The following is an 18,402-nucleotide window of genomic DNA, read 5'->3' on the forward strand; positions in this document are numbered from 1 at the left end:
AAGCTTAGAAGTTAACGAGGAGAGAACGATGACTCACTGTTTACGCGTTGGTGTGGGCGGCCCGGTAGGCTCCGGCAAAACCGCGCTGCTCAAGCAGCTCTGTTTAGCGCTGCGGGATTACTACGATATCGCCGTGGTCACTAACGATATCTATACCCGTGAAGACGCCGACTTTTTGCTCAAGCACGACGCCCTCCCGGCGGATCGTATTTTGGGCGTAGAGACCGGCGGTTGCCCACATACCGCGATTCGCGAAGACGCCTCAATGAACCTGGCCGCCATCGATGAGCTACAGACGCGCCACCCAAAGCTGGAACTGGTCATGGTCGAGTCGGGCGGTGACAACCTCTCGGCCACCTTCAGCCCCGAGCTTTCCGACCTGACGCTTTACGTCATCGACGTTTCCGCAGGCGACAAGATTCCCCGCAAAGGTGGGCCGGGTATCACCAAGTCTGACCTGCTGATCATTAATAAAATCGATATCGCCGAGTATGTTCACGCTTCATTAGAAGTGATGGAACGCGATTCGAAGAAAATGCGTGGCGAACGCCCCTTCGTATTTACCAACCTTTATGACGGAGTAGGGCTTGAAGAGATCATCCGCTTTATTCTCGACAAAGGAATGCTGGATGAGCGGCGCCCGCAGAGCAGTGAAGGGGCTGCGGCTTCCGCTGGGTGAATGTTATTTAACGACGTTCTATGCAAAAGACCGCCAAATGTAAGGCGGTCTTTGTGGACGTCCGACTGGCAGCTGCTGGTATGAAAGCGATTAAATAACCGCCAGCAACCCACCGTCGACGTAAATGATCTGACCGTTGACGTAGCTCGACGCCGGAGAGGCGAGGAAAACCACCGTTCCCACAAGATCCTCAGGGACGCCCCAGCGTTTGGAAGGAGTGCGGTTAATGAGCCAATCATTGAATGTTGGGTCATCGACCAGCGGTTGGGTCATTTCGGTGATCATGTAACCTGGGCCGATAGCGTTAGTCTGAATGCCATGTTCAGCCCACTCCGCTGCCATGGATTGGGTCAACAGGCGAACGCCGCCTTTAGACGCCGTATAAGCACCCACCGTTGACCGCGCAACAGAACTCATCAATGAGCCAATATTAATGATTTTGCCGCCCTTGCCGCGCTCAATCATTTGCCGAGCAACATTACGGCCCAGTAGAAACGTACTGGTTAGGTTCGTGTTGATGACCTTATCCCATTGGTCGTGTTCGACCTCAAGCAGCGGGCGGCGGAGCTGCATACCTGCGTTATTGACCAGTATATCGATACTGATTCCATCATTTTTCAGTGCTTCAAGGGCCTGCTCAATGGCGTCCTCGTCAGCAACATCAAACGATGTTGTGAGCACTTTATGGCCTTCCTCAGAGAGCGTCTTGCGTGCGGCTTCAAGTTTGTCCTGATTGCGCCCATGAATAATAATTTGAGCGCCTGACTGCGCCAGCCCGCGAGCCATCGCAAGCCCCAGCCCGCCGGATGAACCGGTAATCAGCGCCGTGCGGCCGGTTAGATCGAACAACGTCATCGTTCTCACCCCTTGTAGCATTGTATTTTTAAGCATCGTTTTGCAGTAAGCGTTTTAAAGACTAGCTCAGCCGCGCCAGAGTTGCTCAATCAACCCGGGTAACCGGCTGACGGCTTGGGTCGATGTGCCATGGCAGACCAAGGCGGGTGTTGCGCTCCAGTTCGGCAATCACCTGGGCGCCAAGCAGTAAAATGATTGCGCCCACTTCCAAGCTGATCAGCACGATTACCAGGGTGGCCAGCGAGCCGTAAACAGCGTTGACGAAAGACAGATTGACGAAATAGTAAACCAATATTAGCCGCACTCCCTCCCACATTAAGGCCGCGACGAAGCCACCCACTATCGCTCGGTGTAAAGCGATCTTGACCACCGGAAGCACTTTGTAGATGGCGCTGAAGAGTAAGAAAACGCCGATGAAACTGGCTAGGTTAAGCACCGGTTCTGACAACCCCGCTAAGGGCAGCTCGCGCTCGAATAATAAAAAGACCAACGTATTGAGCGAACTGGCCAGGGTGACGACCAGGGTTAACACCATTAGTGCGGCCCCGAGAACCACCATAAAAGCGTAAGGCAGCATCACCGACACCCACACGCTGCGCTTGATATGCGGGCTATCCGGCGCATGGAAAATAATCGCTAGGGCATCTTCAAGCATGCGAAAGGCAAATGAGCTGAACAGTAGCAGAATAGGAAAGCTCAAAATGCCGATCACATCACGGGTTTCAAGCAGGCTGCGTACGGCATCCAGCAGTACTTCAGCGTGGGCGGGCGCCATGTGGCGGGCCTGAATAGCCAGCACGTTGAGCAGATGCTGCTGATCGACCACTTGGGTTAATAGCACCACGAGCAGCGCAAATAGCGGCACGATAGAGAGCAAAATGTTATAGCCCACGCCGCCCGCCAGTAGAATGCCGTGGTTTTTGAGAAAATTGCGTAATACACGCCAAGCAAAGAGTACCAACTTAGGGATCAGGAGCAGGGCAGCACTAATAAACGAGGAATTTTGAACCATGGCTTGCCGTTCTCCTTGTACGCTAGCGCCATGATACGCTGCTGGCGCAAGTAAGTAACAAAAGCAAGTAACAAGCGCAAATAACAAGGACGACAGGAAATGTTAGATCGAGAGTAGATAACGAGGTTATTAAGAGAAGGGAAGAAAGACAGTAGCAATAAAAAGGTCGCCTTGATCAGGCGGTAGAAAAGATCAAGGCAACCGAAGAACATGTGTTAGCGTCTTGCTAAAACGGGCCATCCTTGACCACCACTTCCCCACCATGAATGGATCAGTGTGCTTTTACCTTAACCTAGGTTATGGAGCGAAGGTTTTTTAGCTAAATAGTTGCCTATAAAGCAAAAAAGCTAAAAAAGTGGTTAAAGTTGACACACTTTCAGTCGATATAGACTTAGTCTATACGCTAAAACCCTTCTCAAGATCGAACCTGGAAGACACACAATGCCCACTCTGCCTATCCATTCTAATACGTCTCCCCCTAAGTCAGGCCTTGGCTTGCAAACCAAGGTGTTGATACTGGTTTTGTTTCCGCTTTTGTTGGTCACGGTCGCCTTGGTCGGGTTTGACGTCTTTAGCAGTACCCAAGATACCCGTGAGGCGCTGGTGGAACAGCGCGAACAATTGATTGAAGAGCGACGAGCCTCGGTGCGCGACATTGTGCAGATGGCGACTACCGCTATCGCGCCCATCTACAACGACGCCGATGCCAACGACCGCGAAGCCAAGGAACGCGCTGCTGAGATGCTGCGTTCAATGCGCTTCGAGGGTGAAAACTACATTTTTGTTTACGACTACGATGGCACCAACGTGGTACTTCCGCACTCCCAAGAGCGGGAAGGCCAGGACTTAAGCGGACTACAAGCGCCTGATGGGTCTTACATCGTGCGTGACTTTATCCAGGTAGGCCAAGATGGCGGTGGCTTTTATGAATACCCCTGGGAATATCCTGGCAGCGGAGAGCCGGAACAGAAACACTCCTATATTGATCGCCTGGAAAAATGGGGTTGGATTGTAGGCGCGGGCGTTTATGTTACCGACGTTGACCAATCCATGGCTGAGCTGGAAGCCGATGCGGCTGCCGATTTGCGCCAATCGATTATGATTTCATCCTTGTTGGCGCTGGTCCTATTCGGCGTGATTGCCTTGGTGGCGTATGGTTTTGTGCGCCGTACACTGGGACCGATCAAGCGTACCGCCTCGGCGATGCACGATATCGCCCAGGGGCGCGGTGATTTAACCCGTCGCTTGGCAGTAGAAAGCGGCGATGAAATCGGCGACCTTGGCGTCCAGTTCAACGCCTTTGTAGCGCGTATGCAGGATACGCTACGTGACGTGCGCAGCAGCACGGTAAGCGTGCATCAAGCGGCGGGCGAAATCTCGCAAAGCTCGGAAGAGCTAGCGACCCGCACCGAGCAAGCCGCGGCGAATCTGCAGCAAACCTCTGCCTCGATGGAAGAGATCACCTCCACCGTCAATCACAGTGCTGACAACGCCCAGCAGGCCAATAAGCTGGTGCAATCCACCGCAGAAGTGGCCCGCGAGGGTGAAACCGCGATGGGGCAGGTGGAAAGCACCATGCGCGATATTAATGACTCCGCATCGCGCATCAGCGACATCATCAGCATGATCGACTCGATTGCTTTCCAAACCAATATCCTGGCGCTCAACGCCTCGGTGGAAGCCGCAAGGGCAGGTGAGCATGGCCGCGGCTTTGCCGTGGTGGCCCAGGAAGTACGCATTCTGGCCAGCCGCTCCAGCGATGCCTCTAAAGAGATCCGCACGCTGATCGATGCCTCTGTGAAGCACACCCACTCCGGGGCGGAGCTGGTGCGCAACGCGGGCAACACCATGCGCGAAATTGTCTCCAGCGTGGCGAAAGTCACCGATGTGATCGGCGAGATCAGCGCCGGTGCCAAGGAGCAGAGCAGCGGTATTGGCCAGATCAACACCGCCGTGGCTGAAATGGATACCATGACCCAGCAGAACGCAGCCATGGTGGAGGAGTCCACTACCGCTGCCGCCAACATGCGTCGTCATGCGGAGCACCTGAACCAGCTGATCAACTCCTTTGTGTTAGGTGAAGATGAGCCCACACAGCGGCATCAGGCGCTGGCCTCGCCATCTGCCTCCCAGCGCGGCAATGCCAGCGGTCTGAAACGCCCAGCGCTTGCTGCAAAACCTTCGTCACAACCGTCATCTAGCCATCAGGCAGAGGATGAGTGGGAAGCGTTCTAACGGTTGCTTAGCCATCAGTAAATAAACGGGGCTTGCCAAGTGGCAAGCCCCGTTGCGTTTACCGCTCTCAGAAAGCGTGTGGCTAACTGCCTGACCAGCCCAACAAGATCGGCACATAGACGACCAGCAGCAACACCCCGATCAACCCCAGCAGGTAAGGAATGATGGCGCGGGTAATGCGCTCCAGCGGCAGCTGGGTAATCGAAGAGGCCACATAGAGATTGATCGCCACCGGCGGGGTAATCATGCCGATCGAAAGCCCCACCACGATAATCAGGCCAAAGTGGATCGGATCAATGCCCAGTTGCAGCACCAGCGGTAACAGTACCGGCGTGAGGATAATCAGTGCACTGGCGGTTTCGATAAACACCCCGGTGAGCAGAATAATACCGACGATCAGCAGCATGATTACGTAAGGGTTCGTGGAGAGTGACAGCATCGCCTGGGCAATCGCCCCCGGCACCTGCCAGCTGGAGAGCGTCCAACTCAGCACCGCCGACATCGCAATCACCAGCATGATCACTGCAGTGGTCATCGCCGAACGAATCAGCAGCTTGTAAATCTGGGGCAGGTTAAGGTCACGATAGACAAACAGCGACACCAGCATGGCGTAGTTCACTGCCACGACCGCCGCTTCTGAAGGCGTGAATATCCCCGAGAAGATACCGCCGAGAATAATAACCGGCGTCATTAACCCCCAACTGGCATCTTTAAAGGTATGCCAAATGGTGGCCAACGACAGCGGCGTGCCCTTGGGGTATTGGCGCTTGTAGGCCTGGGCAATCGCAATGGTCATCAACCCCAGCCCCATCGCCAGTCCCGGCAAAAAGCCGTTGAGGAACAGCTTGGAAACCGACTGCTGGGCGATCACCGCGTAGATGATCATCGGCACCGAGGGCGGGATCACCACCCCAATCGTGCCGCTGGCGGCGATCAAGCTGGCCGCCGAGGCCGGGTCATAGCCTTTGCGCTTTAGCTCCGGCACCAGACTAGAACCGACCGCTGCCGTGGTCGCGGCACCAGAGCCGGAAATCGCCGCAAAGAACATACCCGCCATCACCGAGACCACGGAAAGCCCGCCGCGCATAAAGCCGACTAACGAATCGGCAAAGCTGACCAGTTTTTCGCTCACCTTACCCTGGGCCATCAAATCCCCAGCGAGAATAAACATCGGGATTGCGACCAGGGCAAAGGAGTTGATGCCCTGGAACATCTGCTGGGTGACCACCATCAGCGGCACGCCGGATTGATGCAGGGCATACAGCGTGCTGGCGCCAATCGCAAAGGCAATCGGCACCCCTAGCAGCATAAACAGGAAGAACAGCCCGAAGAGCAGCAGCGTCATAGCGGCTCCTCCTGAGCGTGTGTCGTCTCGTCGCCCAGCAGCAGTTCAATAATATCCACCAGCGCGTACCACGCCATGATCGCCGCGCAAATTGGCATCACCGCGTAGACGTAGGTCATTGAGAGGCGCAGCGAGGCGGATTTTTGAAAACTCTGCACCTGCATGTAGCGGTAGCCGATCACTATCAGCGTGATCATAAACGCCAACACAATCAGCAGGGCAGCAATGCGCGCGATTTGGCGAAGGCGGCCGGGCAGGGCGTCCACTACAAAGGTCACGGCAATGTGTCGCCCGCGCTGGAATGCCAGGGTGCCGGCCAGGAAGGTAATCCACACCAGCAGAAAGCGGGCGACCTCTTCCGTCCAGCCGACAGCGGTGAACAGCACTCGCGAGACGATCTGCAGGGTAATCACCCCAATCAGCGCCGCCATGCCCGCAAAGACCACGGGCTGGATGATGGCATCCAGCCCGCGCTCGATTCGACGCAGCAGCTTTAACAGCGGTTGAGTCGTGGTGGTCACTTACTTGAGCGCCTCCTGAATGCGCGGCAGGTAATCACCGAACTGTTCGCCGTACTTCTCATACACCGGCGCCACGGCGGATTGGAAGGCTTCCATATCGGGATCGTCGTTGATCTCCATGCCCGCATCGCGCAGGGCCTGCAGCTGTTCGCTTTCCATCTCTGCATTCACCTGGCGCTCATGCTCCGCCGCTTCCTGTGCTGCCGTTAGCAGTACCTCTTGGGCGTTTTCCGGCAGTTGGTTCCAGACAGGCATGCCCATCACAAAAATCGCCGGGGCGTAGGTGTGGCGGGAAAGCGTCATGTAGTTCTGGGTTTCATCTAGGTTGAACGAGTGGATCACGTTGACCGGGTTCTCTTGGCCGTCGATGGTGCCCTGCTGCATGGCGGTGAGCGCTTCTGTCCACGCCATGGGAATTGCGTTGGCGCCCAGCTCGCGGAAGGTATCGGTGTAAACCGGGTTTTCCATCACGCGGATGCGCAGACCATCCAGGTCTTCCGGCGTATTAACCGCCCGCTCGCTGTTGGTCAGATTACGGAAACCGCGCTCGGCGTAAGCCATGCCTTTCAGGTTCACTTCAGAAAGCTTATCAAGCAGCTCCTGGCCAATCGGGCCATCAAGCACTTCGTAAGCGGCTTCCGGGGAAGGGAACAGGAACGGCAGTTCAAATACCGCCATCTCTTCTACAAAGTTGGCCACCGGCCCGTTGGTGATCACGCCCATGTCCACGGTGCCGATCTGCATGCCTTCCAGCAGCGTGCGCTCGTCACCCAGGGTGGCGTTGGGGAAAATTTCGATATCGACCTTGCCGTCGGTGCGTTCTTCCACCAGCTCTTCAAACTTGGTGGCAGCGATGTGGAAACCATCCTGCTCGTTGACCACGTGGGCCAGGCGCAGGGTAACAGGGTCCATATCAGCAAAATCAGCGGCGTTCGCGGCGCTCACCAGCGCCAGTGAGATGCCCAGTGCCAGCGTGCTACGTGCAAATGTTTTCATTTTATTGTGTTCCCGATTTTTCTAAGGTGCAGAAGTGCTTCCAAAGCATGCACTAGAGAAGGGAAAAGGGTCAATTGAACAAGCCCGCAAAACCGCTTCGCGGCTGGACACAGCCGCCCCGCACGGTTACGATACGCACCCACAAGCGCCCGTAGCTCAGTTGGATAGAGTATCGGCCTCCGAAGCCGAGGGTCGCAGGTTCAAATCCTGCCGGGCGCGCCATATATATCAAGGGCTTACGTTAACTCGTAAGCCCTTATTTTTTGTCTGTGTCCACCCTGTGACCAACGCGTGGCCACATTCTTAATACTACCTTCCTCGCTCGCTTGCTTCTTAATGACCTTTGGCCGTTATGAGTCACAAGCTTGGTCACGTTTTTTTGGGTGATACCCATCCATTGATCGGGAGCGATACCTCCGGTCACCCACATGCATCACATGTCGATACGTGCCAGCCGTTCCAGCGCCCGCATTGATGAGGTGAGACCCCGTGTATGGTCCCATTGAGAATCAGCCCCATGATCGCGCGTGGCGAATAGGGTGCACGTCCTGTGGCGGCATAACGATCCTCGAAGGGTGTCCGGTCTGGGTATCCAATAGGTCGGTCAACACGAAAGGAGCGCGAACTCCGGCCTGCCTCAGGTGCTCTTCAAGCTTTGTCATGCCCAGGTAGATCTCCCTCCGTGGCATCTCCGTGCAGAAAGCGTTGTCCCGACGAGGTTGCCGTGACGCGAGAGGATGGGATAGACGAAGCAGGCGACACCTAAAAAAGCGAAAATTGCCTGTCATAAGGCGTGGGCATGCATGCGGTCGTCACGGTAAGTTCCCAGGCAAAAGAGAATCATTTTACGGCTTTATCCCTTTCGCGACACCCTCTTCAGGGAGGGGAGCAGTGTGCGCCGTGTAAACGGTACATTGGAGTGCCACGTAAGTGGCTGGGATTGCTGGTAGATCCCATACCCGCCGTAGTTAGGTACGCCTAGTAGCAGGCTGAAATCTGAAAAGGAGTGCTGAACATAGCATCTACAGAAAAGGCTGAGCAAAGGGGAGCTGATAACAGGTACAGTCCTCGTAACAACATGGAGAGCCGTGTGCAGTGAAAGCTGCACGCACGGCTCGGAGGGGGGAACGGCACCCTGTTCGCAGGAGCACGTTCCCTACCCTATCAAGGTTGTTCCTTGAGTTTTGGCTTATCCAATTGATTCTGGTTTGTCTGACATAGGCACATATTCAATGATGTCGTCGACCTTACAGTCAAAATATTCACATAGCCGATCAATATTTTCCGTGCCCGTATTGTAGCCACGCTGGTTGGCAATTTTAGAGAGTGTTGTTCGGTGAATGCTTGTCGCTTGTGACACTTCATCAAGCGTCACTCGCCGATTTTCCTGGAAGCCTTTCTCAGCCAGTAGCTCTTTTAAGCGAAATCTAATCATGGAAGTGGCCTTTTTCAATTGGCTATATCTTATCAAGTATTTTGGCTTCCCACATCTTATGTTGAGTAAAAGCTACAAAAGGCGCTTGACAGCTTCTTTTTAATGCCTATTATGTAGCGTGTAAGCTACATAAATGCACTAAAGAGGACGTAAGATGTCTATTCACTACTTAACGACAGGCGAGCTTGCTGAGCGCATCAAATACGATGCCCGCACCATTCGCGAACGTTTAAAAGACGACGTGTTGCTGGAAGGTATTCACTATATCCGCCCGTTTGGCGGCCGTAAGATTCTTTATTTGTGGGAGCCTATTGAGCGCGACATGCAGTTGCACTCGAAGGAGGAAATCCTTGGCGTGCCGATGGCTGGGGGAGGTGTGTGCCATGGGTAAAGTTGCTGCGCGCAAAGAAACAGGCAAGCTGTACTTTGACTTTCGTTATTTGGGCAAACGCTGCCGTGAACAAACAACGCTGGATAACACGGCGGCTAACCGGAAAAAGCTAGAGCGGATTCTGGAGAAAATTGAAGCTGAGATTACGCTGGGCTCGTTTGATTATGGACGCTACTTCCCGGATAGCCCGCGAGCACAGACCTTAAGCAAACGGGCGCTGACTGCTGTAGGGGGTTATCAAGCAACGCCATTACTGCATCAGTTTGCTGAAACGTGGTTTGCAGAGAAAGAGATCGAATGGCGTGAGTCGCAAATCGTGACCGTGCAGGGGTGTCTGGATCGCCATATCTTGCCCGCGTTAGGGCATAAGGAAGTCGGCAGCATCACCCGTGCAGAAATTCTTGAGTTCCGGGCGTCACTCGCCAAAGTAAATACCCGGAGCGGCAAGAAACTCTCTGCTAGCCGTATCAACCACATCATGACGCCATTGCGCATGATGTTGAATGAAGCCGCCGACCGCTATGAGTTTAGCTCACCGTACCGCGGGATTAAATCGCTCAATGTGCCACGTACCGATGTGGAACCGTTTTCCCTTGATGAGGTGCAGCGGATCATCAGTAATGTCCGCGACGATTTTCGTCAGTACTACACCGTGCGCTTCTTAACTGGCATGCGGACTGGCGAGATTGACGGCTTAACCTGGGAGCATGTGGACTTCTCCCGTCGTCAGATCCTAGTACATCAAGCGGTGGTGAACGGCAAGGTTGTGCCAACTAAGAACGATGGTTCCTTCCGTGCGATTGATATGTCGCAGCCGGTCTTTGATGCCTTGAAGGCTCAGTTTGAAGTCACGGGGAAGACAGGTCTGGTCTTCACTACGCGTAAAGGCACCGCGCTATCGCATCATAACGTCACTAAGCGCGTCTGGTATCCGTTGCTAGAAGAACTGGGGATGAATAAGCGTCGGCCTTATCAGACACGCCATACCGCGGCGACATTATGGTTGGCGGCAGGCGAGAGCCCCGAGTGGATAGCACGCCAGATGGGCCATACCACGACGGAAATGCTTTTCCGTGTTTACTCACGCTTTGTGCCCAACCTAACGCGCCAAGACGGCTCTGCGTTTGAGCGCATGCTTAACCAGAAACGCGCTTAGGAGAAGACGATGAAACAGCTCAATACTCTAAAATTGAACCGCGACGATATCGAACACTCTCTGCGCGTTACGGCAGCCCACCAATCTCAGCGGCGCCTTGAACGCCGTTTGGCGGAGTCCTTGGCCGCCGCTACTAGCTTAGCTTCTGGCTGCGCGCTCGTGATGTGGCTTGGTGATGGGCAAGAGAACAGCAACCTTGATGCGCTAACGACCTGGGTAGGGCGCACTCTTCAACAACTTGGCCTTGACGCTAACCGCCAAGCGATTCCGCGTCTTCTCGCGGAATTAGAGCGCACGCTTTGGGCTTGGGAGGATCAAGCATGGCAGTAACATCGCAAACCACTACCCGCGAAGCGGATCGTCAATTTGTTGGAGAGGTATATGTTGCCGGTGTGGAAGGGCCTGAATGGTTGATGCATCACCAGGTCTGGTCCCTCTACTTAATCGGAATCAAAGGAAATCTCCGCGCCTTTTTAACCGACCGCCATGTATTGAAAGGAGGGGCTCCTAAAATGGGTCAGCGTCTTCAAGTAACGGTGCGTTGGGCTAATTTTGCCAGCCAGAAGCTGTGTTTCATCACCCGTTACGAGATAGTAAACGGCTAGCGGACGCTGACTTCCAAGTCACTATCCAACTTATCCCCACCCACTTTTAGCAAAGCCGGTGGGGATAGTTTTATTCATGCTGTGCATATCCCCTGCGCATCGTCATCACACAGCCCCAGTACCAGCATTGTCATAAATGCTGCGAAGCGCACCGCTTCCCATAGCGGCTGTTGCGGGCTTTTATAGCTACCCCGAGTGATTTTGAGATGGGCGTTTCCATACCAATCGCGAGTACGGCCCGAAGGAGAGGGCGTAGGTATCAGCTCAATGCGTTTATGAGGAATATCGGTCGCATCAGACCAGTGCTGTTTGATGCGTTTTGCCTTGGCATTTGCTGCTACCTCGACGACTAGATAAGTATGCTGAAAACAGCGCAGTGGTCGTAGTAGTTCACGTACGCAATTGATCGCTTCTGCGTCGGGGAGCACGATGTGTCCGGTGCTGCGCTGCATGTGATTTCGCAAGGTGACCAAGCTCTCTTCGGCCTTGATGGGTTCTTTCTGGTGCCAATCAAGCAGTCTATGAAAAAATTGTCCTGCTTCTCTCAGTACATGCGGCTTGATAGGAGGTGCCATGCAGCGGTGCAGTTCTGGCATATAGATGTGTTTTGAGGCAACACGGCGTTGCCGGTCATGGCGGTTCTCTTCACGGCTAAATTGCTGATTGGTGCGGCGCGTTTTGCGTTGCATCAGCGCCCCTCCGTTTTCTAACCAGAGAGTAAGTTGCTCAGGCTCGAGAACGAACCGTTTGGCTGTCCGATGGATCGCATCATCAAGCGGTACGCCGCGTGTCTCTTGCTGTTCGACAAGCCGCAGGCTTTGATAAATTGTCGTGGCTTCAGGCCAGTCAAACGCGGCTTCTAGTGGATTATCAAGCGGATTTTTGATCGGCGGTTGGTAAGGCTGCCACTCTTCCTCCAAAGGGTCTTCTGCTACATACGTCTGCCATTCATCTTGCAGATACTGCAACAGTACGCTGGCTTGTGTCTGGCCTTTGAGGCCGCGACGGTTACGCCAGCTGGTTAGTGCTGTTTTAGAAGGTAAGTGCAGCAGTGTAAGTTGCTGGTCGAGACTGAGAGTGGGGTTAAAGTGTCCGTGTATTATTTGACCAAGTACCCAATCTAACAAATGGGTATACGTGCTAAGCGTTTCCTCTGGGCTTGCATGCCCCGCCCACAACGCAAGCTGCCATAGTCGTTTGCGGGAAGGGCAATCTTGAGGCGCAAGGCCGGCCAAAGCCGATATATCGGCGTCAGCGTTTGGCATCGCCATCGTGCGGTTGTCATCCATTCGCCATGCTCGCGGCAGCAGTTCACACGGCGCACGTTCCAGCAGGCGCAGCAGGGTAAAGGACACAAAGCTGTGCCGCAGGTGATGGTAGCGTAGCATGTCGTCGCCGCTAACCGTCTTCAAGGCAGTTTGTATAGGGTGAAAGAGCGCTTTATTGTCTAGCAGCAAACGGCCGTTTCCGCTGCGGCAAAAAAGTAATTGCTTCTGTCTCTGAGCGGTGGTGATTTCCCCGTGACGGCGTTTCACCCAATCAATAAGTTGTTTCCGTTCTTCTGGCATCAGTAACCATAGCGGTAGTCGCCGTGTTGCCGAGTAGCTTTTACCTTGCCGGTATTCATTAGAGCGAATGATGACTTCACCATCGTGTGGGTCGTCATCAAAAAGGTATGGAAGATCTTTTAGCATCAGCCCCGCGCATTCGCTACGACGGATTCCAAAGCGGTAGCCCAGTATCAGCGCCAGTTTCTGCATGGTTCGAAAACGCTCGGGCTGCTGGGAGGTGTCAATCAACGCCATCGCGCGGCGAAACTCAGCAGGTGTCACAATGTTCACATCTACCCGTCTTTGCGAGCTGCCGGTGCTTTCAAAGTCGATGTAGGGAACTGCGCAGGTATCCACCAGGAAAAGATGAAAATCAGTGAGGCGATTTTGCATTTTAGCGCGAGCGGCGGGTGTTTTAGCGCTATTCAAGACGTTTTCATAAAGCGCTTCCCACTCATCGGCACTGGCTGACAGCACATCGTCAATGGATCGGCTGTGAGCAACCAACGGAGTGGCGATTGTCGAAAGGTAGGTAGAGGTAGTACTGGCGGCAAGCTTAGATTTAACCCGGCCACCTTTTTCCATCAATTTTTGACACCATTTTGCCAATAACACGACCATGACGCCGTTCTTGTTTGAAGTGGCAATAAACTCATCAATCTTGTCAATCGCCTCACGCCTGCCGGGTTGGCCTACTAACAAATCTGAGAAGCACCCTTGCAGCTGACGAAGCTGCTTTAACTGATCGGAAGGGGACGTATGGGCCTGAGTGGGTGCTTGAAAATCCAGATATACGTCTTCGTCATTGGTGTCGATGGAGGTGTCGGTTAACACATTGCGACGAAGCAGCCGCTGCCAGGATGAAGGGCGTAGTGATAGCGCAATATCGGCTTTGCTTGCGTAGTGATTCAGCAAGGGCGGCTTTTCCAGCGCTGACGCAGTGTTGGCCATAGAAAGTAGGGCCGAGATGTTTGCTGGCGGCGCATCGTCGGCAATATGTTTGAGATAAAATGTCAAGCATTGCGCGGCAGGCACGCGACTTTTGGAAGCGATGCGGGGCCATAGCTTGCCTTTATTTTGGTACACGTTCAGGAGCAGCAATTGGCTGATGGGGCTCAGAAATAGCCGCCGAAAGCGAAAGCGCTGCTCTTTTTCGATGGGCGTCTCTGGGGACTCTTGAGAAAGCGAGTCGCCATTAACGAGTTCATCCTCTTCTTCTTTGTCTTCCTCACTTGCCGACTGCATGCATTCCGCTAAGATGAGAAATGCCTTGTCGGCAGCTAACGTAATGCCCTGCTCAAAGGCGTCCGGCAGCTGCTCAACGTAACGTTTATTTAGCAGAGCCCCTTCGCGAATAAGCTGAAATAGCCATCGCCCCGTCAGCCACTTATGCAGGGCATGGCCGCTAAGTTCTGCTGTGCCTGGAAATGCGTCGTGCGCTGCGACAAGTGCATCCCAGCGATGTAGTTCAGCGAAAGACAGGGTGGTAACGGTCGGGGGCTTGCGGGTTACCGTGACCAATGGGCTGGGAATTGTCACCGACCATTTCAGCTGTTCGTGCCCACGCTCTAACCCTTTTACTAAAAAATTGTGCGTTTTGCGCAGCGCCTTGGGTGGCGTGTTCTGATGCAGCGCTTCGAACACCGCCGTGGTGGTTGCGTCGGGAATAACGAGGCCTTGTTGGCCTTCTATGACGCCAGGAACGTTTTGCTCTAATGATTCAAGAGTGCTCCAAAGGCGCTGGTAGCGCTCACGGGCGCGCTGATAGCGACGTTCCTCTTGACCATCGGAGTTACTTTTTTTAGGCGGCAATAGTTTCCAGCCTGACCAGACGGCCTGTTCGCTCATAACGCCTTACCCTTTAATGCTTTCCAGCCCTGTTCCTTCATCAGTTTTTCGATGGCGGGGGCGATAAGCTCACAGTACTCACGAGGACAAAACGTCGAGTAGCTTGCCCAAGGCGCCTGCCCCGCATCCCAGTGCCCCATAAATGCATCGACAATCTCTGATGATAAGCCGCTCTCTTTCAACTGAGTATGTAAAAAATGGCGGTTAATATTGAGCGGCGGTGAGTCTCGCCATTTCAAGTGAACCTCCAGCCTGGAGGGGGTGACTTCTTGCGGCGTGCCGGACTGGTTCAAAAACATAAACGGTGTATTCCACGCTTTCTGAAGATAAACGTCCAGGCGGCCTAGAATGCCTTTGCGATGTCGCTGGTAGTGCTCCAATTGCTCAACCATGAGGCTGGTGAGCGGTAAAAAACGGGCGTGGCTCTGCTCATCATCGGTTTTATCCGCGATGATAATCATGCGCCGAGGTAAGGAAATATTTTCCCAGTTGGGCAGTGGGTCGCGAATGCTGCGATAGCCGGTCGAAAACATCAACATGGCGACGGTATAGGCGACGTAGGCATTGTGCATACTGAACAGCTCTAATGGTTGCACGCTTTTGTTTGCGGTTTTGATTCGCTGCTGCAAGGTGGCAACGAGTTCTTTTACGTACGCCGTTTTAGGTACCAGCTTGGAGCCTACATGCTGGGGGTTGCCTGTAGCAGGGCCTGCAGTCGTACGAGTATGCTTAACGTCATTGGCTTCAGGCGCACCTGCGGAGCATTGCTGTTCAATCGCGCGCATGGCCTGTAAATACGGCTGCGCTAAACGGTGTGTGCTGGGTGCGTAGTAGTACAGAGACGCTTGCTGGCCGAACGACGGCATACGCCCCGTTATCAGGCACGCTGCCGTCAAATCAGCATCGCCAGTGTTGAGCGTATTAAAAAGATGCGCCCCTAAACGGTGTACGGTTAGCCGAGCCCCTGTTTTTCGGTTGGCGTCAGAAAGCAGCGCTTTTACATCATTTTCGAGCTCTTCTCTATTGTCTTTGTGGAATAGGGGAAGAGCGCGCTTATTGACGCGTCTAGCGATATGAGTTGCATGTTCTTCTATCAGTTGCCAATTAAATGGAGTGATCGGTAGCGTCATCCGTGGCTGAGTAACGCGCATATGCGTCGGCCATTCTCCCGTCATTTGACGACTGTTTTCAGGACGCAAAATGCCAGACACCCAACCAGGGCTGTCACCATGAACAACGACGATTGACTGTTCATCAATAGCACCGGGTATTTTCCTTTTACTTGGTAGCACCTGAGCATTTAGCACACCTTCCAAGTTGCGGCCGGTGGTTAACAGCAACCCGATCACGCACCCAATGCGGCGACGCTTGCCTGAATTTAATTGGTTGAGCTGCTGCATGAGCTGATAAAGGTCAAATGTACTCAACTGCTCCCACCGTCCCGGCAGCAGCTGGGCGGCTTTATCTTGAAAGATCTGCTGGCTGCGGGCGCGAAATACCGCCTGCAAAGAGGAATCACCTTGTGCCGCCTTGATAGACTTATCGCTTTGGATCAGCTCAATGGCTGGGCGCTCTTCGGCTGTCGATAAACCAGAGGTGCGCAGCGTACCCTCAGTTTCTTCACTGATATCTGGAGCGAGAGCTAAAACTGAGGCAGCCGTCGCTTCCCAGTGCTCGTCCGGGTCATCATCGAAAAGCCGTTTACGCTGAACGGGGGGCTTTTTTTGTGAATGATGGTCTGTTTTGTCTTGATACCCATTTCTTGGTTGCCGTATGTTCAGTGCGTAGGCAAAAAACCGGCCTAATTCTTTAATATAAATATCTTGTTTCTGGCTATCCTCATCCACTTGATACGCATCGCAGCGTTTGCATAGTTTGTCTGTTGGCTGGTCTAAAGGGGTAAGTAAGTCTATCCAGTCTGCTTCAATGCGCCGTGTGACCTTGCAAGCAGTCTCTAAGCTTTTGAGATACGTAGCCGGCTTGAGGCGCTTTTCGCGTTGTTCAGTAAACGTTTGGCTGTCCTGGGCTGCTCGCATATCCAGGCGCCATTTAAACGCCGCATTAATGATGTGCGCGAGTAGAATAAGCCGCTCGTTTAGCTTTTTTGGCTGCTCTTTTGCCGTCGAAAGTTTGAATAGGGCGCCATGGATAGGGTTTGTGCCATGAACTCCCTTTTCACCACGCCCTGATTGTGACTTTAATGTCAGTTGATCGTTATGAATGGCGGTTGCCAGCGTAGAAAGTTCAGAAAGGTTCCAACAGCGATCGCCTATGTCGATCAACTGTTCAAGCGTCTGGACAAGAAGCGGATTTATCGTCTCTATGCCAAAGTAATCTTCACGAGGCTGAAGGATCTCTTCTAAAAGCTCATAAAGTTTAGTGCTTTCATCCATGAAGGTAATCGCCTTTAATAAAGTCGTCGGTTAAGTTTGAAAGCATCACAGAACGCGGTCTTGCTACTGAAGTTTTCAGATAATCCAAGTAAAGATGTTGGTTGAGAAGAAGCCAGATCTTTCCATAAAGCAAATAAGTAATGCCCCGACTCCCTTGGAGAAAGTGCGTGACACGCTTCCGCAGATAACGCGAATAACAGTGCAAAAGCATCAGTTTTTTGAATGGGCGGTGCTTCTACCAATGTGACGCGAATCTTGTCACTGTCGCGAAAACGGTTTTTCGCTATATACAGGGTATGCAGGTTGGCAAGACAAAAAAGCGGGTTGCCATGTTTGCCCCTCTTGGCCTGATAGACAACGGGAGGATGCTGAATTATATAAGCTTTTAGAGCGTCGTCTGTCATTTCCTGTATCCCTTGAAAAAACGGTGGGCGAGCTAATAAAAGGTGAAGCACCGAGGACGATAAATATCGGCTCACCTCGATATGCGACAGTGAAACCCTTCTGGAACCACGCTCTTGTAGCATTAAAACACCTGTTTTATTTTGAGGAAATGCTTTCAATCGCCATCTGAAGGCATCTTGCTTTAGGTATGTATGCCTCCTTTTTAGCATGATTTTTAAAGGGCGCAACCCTTTGAGTAGAAAAAAGTTAAGCATGGTGATGTCACGCTGAAGTGTGCTCTAGGGGTAAAAATTTAATATATATTTGAAAAAATAAATTTTATATTTATTTGTGAAAATAAAATTGTAGTCAATTTTAAAAGTTATCCGTGACAACGTCATATTGTTCTTTTAAGTGTCTTTAAGCCTGCACTTGCCCGGGCAATATGCCATCATTGCAGCGACGTTTTACACTTGGACAGGACTGCCCATGAACACGACACCGCTGGCCTATCAGCTCTCTGGCTGTATCATCGCCGAAGCACTCATCACTGTGAGCTACTCCGGTATGGATGAACGGCTTTCCCGTACTCCGCAGGGCCAAGTGTTCCTTAACGGTGGCACGCTACGGGACTGTTACGCAAAGTGGGCTTGAATATGCTGATTCGCGAGCTGGCGAAGGCGCACGATAAACCTCTAGACCGTGTTTTCGACCGTGCGCACATTTATATGTTGGGGGAAGGTATTGATGTTTCTCGCCAGGTGTGAAGTGGCTATAGTTTTCCGGACACACAGGGCAGTCCAGACCGCTTAACAATCTGTCCGGAAAACTGTTGCTAGATCAATTTAAGATAAGAGGCGGGAACCTTCAGAAAGAGGGTAAGCGGATTAAATGGTTGATCTTACCTTTGCATGAGAGTGAGACAGACCGGCATCTCATCGGATTATCTGGTTGATGCTTCACCTACTGCTGGTGCATGTTTCCTTCGCTAATTCCA

General features: G+C 53.0%; 16 protein-coding genes and 1 tRNA gene. 8 read left to right on the forward strand and 9 right to left on the reverse strand.

Annotated elements, in window-relative coordinates; all coding sequences use genetic code 11:
• Positions 1-28: 28 nt before the first annotated feature.
• Entirely contained in the window at positions 29-679 is a 651-nt protein-coding gene (gene ureG, locus V8L71_RS06060; RefSeq protein WP_101146811.1) for an urease accessory protein UreG, read from the forward strand.
• A gap of 90 nt (positions 680-769) precedes the next feature.
• On the opposite strand, the gene V8L71_RS06065 is transcribed toward ureG, so the two are convergent.
• A complete protein-coding gene (locus V8L71_RS06065; protein ID WP_101146810.1) occupies positions 770-1,534 on the reverse strand; it encodes an SDR family oxidoreductase in 765 nt (254 codons plus the stop codon).
• A gap of 85 nt (positions 1,535-1,619) precedes the next feature.
• The gene (locus V8L71_RS06070) at positions 1,620-2,546 is read right to left on the reverse strand and encodes a YihY/virulence factor BrkB family protein (RefSeq protein WP_336273511.1); all 927 of its coding nucleotides are present in this window, start codon (positions 2,544-2,546) and stop codon (positions 1,620-1,622) included.
• A 441-nt stretch (positions 2,547-2,987) separates the two neighbouring features.
• Between V8L71_RS06070 and V8L71_RS06075 the strand changes: the two genes are divergently transcribed.
• Positions 2,988-4,781 carry a methyl-accepting chemotaxis protein gene (locus V8L71_RS06075; RefSeq protein WP_336273512.1) on the forward strand — a complete coding sequence of 598 codons (1,794 nt, stop codon included), beginning with the start codon at positions 2,988-2,990 and terminating at the stop codon, positions 4,779-4,781.
• A gap of 82 nt (positions 4,782-4,863) precedes the next feature.
• Here V8L71_RS06075 and V8L71_RS06080 read toward each other — a convergent pair whose 3' ends face one another.
• From V8L71_RS06080 to V8L71_RS06090, 3 genes are read right to left on the reverse strand one after another with little or no spacing between them, the layout of a single operon-like run.
• A complete protein-coding gene (locus V8L71_RS06080; protein ID WP_336273513.1) occupies positions 4,864-6,126 on the reverse strand; it encodes a TRAP transporter large permease in 1,263 nt (420 codons plus the stop codon).
• Positions 6,123-6,647: a TRAP transporter small permease gene (locus V8L71_RS06085; protein WP_176303881.1), complete on the reverse strand. Its 525-nt coding sequence runs from the start codon at positions 6,645-6,647 to the stop codon at positions 6,123-6,125. Before V8L71_RS06085 ends, V8L71_RS06080 begins: the two co-directional genes overlap by 4 nt.
• A complete protein-coding gene (locus tag V8L71_RS06090; protein WP_336273515.1) occupies positions 6,648-7,643 on the reverse strand; it encodes a TRAP transporter substrate-binding protein in 996 nt (331 codons plus the stop codon).
• Positions 7,644-7,788: 145 nt separating this feature from the next.
• Between V8L71_RS06090 and V8L71_RS06095 the strand changes: the two genes are divergently transcribed.
• Positions 7,789-7,865 (forward strand) — tRNA-Arg (locus tag V8L71_RS06095).
• A gap of 967 nt (positions 7,866-8,832) precedes the next feature.
• Here V8L71_RS06095 and V8L71_RS06100 read toward each other — a convergent pair.
• Positions 8,833-9,078, reverse strand: coding sequence for a helix-turn-helix domain-containing protein (locus tag V8L71_RS06100; protein WP_336273516.1), 246 nt, complete (start codon positions 9,076-9,078; stop codon positions 8,833-8,835).
• 154 nt (positions 9,079-9,232) lie between these two features.
• Between V8L71_RS06100 and V8L71_RS06105 the strand changes: the two genes are divergently transcribed.
• The 4 genes from V8L71_RS06105 to V8L71_RS06120 are packed head-to-tail and all read left to right on the forward strand — an operon-like array spanning position 9,233 to position 11,230.
• Positions 9,233-9,469 (forward strand): hypothetical protein, encoded by a 237-nt coding sequence (locus tag V8L71_RS06105; protein WP_336273517.1) that lies wholly within the window; start codon positions 9,233-9,235, stop codon positions 9,467-9,469.
• Positions 9,462-10,625, forward strand: a complete 1,164-nt coding sequence (locus V8L71_RS06110; RefSeq protein WP_336273518.1) for an Arm DNA-binding domain-containing protein — start codon at positions 9,462-9,464, stop codon at positions 10,623-10,625. Before V8L71_RS06105 ends, V8L71_RS06110 begins: the two co-directional genes overlap by 8 nt.
• 9 nt (positions 10,626-10,634) lie before the next feature.
• A complete protein-coding gene (locus tag V8L71_RS06115; protein ID WP_336273519.1) occupies positions 10,635-10,955 on the forward strand; it encodes a hypothetical protein in 321 nt (106 codons plus the stop codon).
• Positions 10,946-11,230 (forward strand): hypothetical protein, encoded by a 285-nt coding sequence (locus V8L71_RS06120; protein ID WP_336273520.1) that lies wholly within the window; start codon positions 10,946-10,948, stop codon positions 11,228-11,230. The genes V8L71_RS06115 and V8L71_RS06120 overlap by 10 nt, the downstream gene beginning before the upstream one ends.
• A gap of 74 nt (positions 11,231-11,304) precedes the next feature.
• Here V8L71_RS06120 and V8L71_RS06125 read toward each other — a convergent pair whose 3' ends face one another.
• The 3 genes from V8L71_RS06125 to V8L71_RS06135 are packed head-to-tail and all read right to left on the reverse strand — an operon-like array spanning position 11,305 to position 17,680.
• The gene (locus V8L71_RS06125) at positions 11,305-14,628 is read right to left on the reverse strand and encodes a site-specific integrase (protein WP_336273521.1); all 3,324 of its coding nucleotides are present in this window, start codon (positions 14,626-14,628) and stop codon (positions 11,305-11,307) included.
• Entirely contained in the window at positions 14,625-17,021 is a 2,397-nt protein-coding gene (locus V8L71_RS06130) for a hypothetical protein (protein ID WP_336273522.1), read from the reverse strand. Before V8L71_RS06130 ends, V8L71_RS06125 begins: the two co-directional genes overlap by 4 nt.
• Before the next feature lie 14 nt (positions 17,022-17,035).
• Complete coding sequence (locus V8L71_RS06135) at positions 17,036-17,680, reverse strand: hypothetical protein (protein WP_336273523.1); 645 nt, start codon at positions 17,678-17,680, stop codon at positions 17,036-17,038.
• A 214-nt stretch (positions 17,681-17,894) separates the two neighbouring features.
• Here V8L71_RS06135 and V8L71_RS06140 point away from each other — a divergent pair, with 214 nt between their 5' ends.
• Positions 17,895-18,059 (forward strand): hypothetical protein, encoded by a 165-nt coding sequence (locus V8L71_RS06140; protein WP_166650378.1) that lies wholly within the window; start codon positions 17,895-17,897, stop codon positions 18,057-18,059.
• The last annotated feature ends 343 nt before the right edge of the window (positions 18,060-18,402 follow it).

The sequence above is a fragment of the Vreelandella indica genome (genome assembly GCF_037070225.1).
Lineage (GTDB): Bacteria > Pseudomonadota > Gammaproteobacteria > Pseudomonadales > Halomonadaceae > Vreelandella > Vreelandella arctica.